The sequence below is a fragment of the Pseudomonas sp. F220 genome, from assembly GCF_057813935.1.
This window is the reverse complement of sequence record NZ_JBVASJ010000105.1, coordinates 1-1,091: the sequence shown is the minus strand read 5'-3', so window position 1 is coordinate 1,091 and position 1,091 is coordinate 1. Positions and strand designations below refer to the sequence as shown.

1 pseudogene is annotated in these 1,091 nt (G+C 56.9%); it reads left to right on the top strand.

The features are described 5' to 3' along the window. Window positions 1-1,091 (top strand): annotated as a pseudogene (locus ACZYSM_RS29170) (hypothetical protein); the annotation flags it as partial.

Below are 1,091 nucleotides of genomic sequence, written 5' to 3'. Positions count from 1 at the left end.
CGGAAGTGACCGTTAGCGGTGACGGTCATTACCGCAAGCTGGAGAACACCAACGGGCCAGACGTTCTAAAAGAGGCTGATGGTTCGTTGCGCGGCTACCTTTCCATCCACTATTTAGTGCCCATCGCTGGGGGCGAGTATCGGGTGAATGGCAATCCCTCGCTCCGTGTCCATGCTGAAGCGAGCGTTAGCAGTGCCACTATTACAGAGCTGCCAAATGGCACAGAAGTGACGATCAGTGGGGAAGGTGAGTTTCGTAAGCTGGTACGGGTGAACCAGTACGTTAACTTCAATTCGCTGGAGAGCGCGCAGGAACCAATGGCGGACCGCATCGTGGTGCTTGATCAACCCATAGCCATCAAGGCGGGTGACTTGATCGGTCACATCGGTGATTACCAAGACAGTGGTGCAGAGCAGCCCGAGAAGAAGTTGCACGTTGAAGTGTTCAGCGGCGATGACGTGGAAGACTTCATCAAGGACAGCCGTGACTGGGCGCAGCGGCTACCCGCCGACAGCAAAACCTGGCTGAAGCTTGCCAAGGGCACTGCTGTGGTGGCGCATCAGGCTTGTTTCAGCGCTACACAGCCGCCCACCTTGAGCGCCGCCCACACGCCGAGTGCTACCGACCTCTTGGTTCCCAAGAGTTTGCTCGATGGCTTGTCTGCCGAGAGCAAAATCGCTATCCCGGCTACGAGTGAGCGCAAAGCCTGCAACTGGTACCGCCTTCAAGGGTTGCTCAATGATGCAGATAACACGCTGCCCGACGGCTGGGTGCGCGAAGAAGTGAGCGTCACGCCTTGGGTCAGTCCCTGGTCATGGGAGGGCTACGACGTCATCTTCAACTACGACACCCCACGGCAAGCGTTGGCCTCTTCTCTTCGTGCGACTAACCGCTTCAGTGACGAGCAACTCGAATGCCATGCCCCTTTGGCCGATGCGTCGGACAAGGGGCCGATGAAGACTCGTCTGTACGACATCATCGACCGTGACCATGATGGAACCATAACCGCTAAAGAGCTGAAAGCCGCGATAGGCATTCCGGCCTACGCACAGTCGCTTTCGCAACTGATCATCTATTACGAAAGCGAGTGG